Here is a 202-nt window from a genome sequence, read left to right as displayed (position 1 = left end):
CGCGCGCAGGACGTCGTCGTCGCCCAGACCGGCGTGGTTGGCACGGCCGTAACCGACCAGGTGCACGCGGCCGTCCTTGGTGATGACCCCGTGGCACAGAGGGCCGGGCAGGCTCTGGTGGCCCTTGCGGCAGATCTTTACGGTGGCGGCACTGCCCCGGGTCACGGTGTGGTGGATCATCACCCCGTGCACCGGCCCCCAG

At 71.3% G+C, this 202-nt stretch carries 1 protein-coding gene; it reads right to left on the bottom strand.

Annotated elements, in window-relative coordinates; translation table 11 throughout:
* Nucleotides 1-202: peptidoglycan recognition protein family protein (locus IE94_RS0135060; protein WP_030192961.1), on the bottom strand; the 202-nt coding region annotated here is incomplete at both ends.

This window comes from Streptomyces violaceorubidus, assembly GCF_000717995.1.
GTDB lineage: Bacteria > Actinomycetota > Actinomycetes > Streptomycetales > Streptomycetaceae > Streptomyces > Streptomyces violaceorubidus.
The sequence above is the reverse complement of the archived record's forward strand: the minus strand, read 5'-3'. Positions and strand labels throughout refer to the sequence as shown.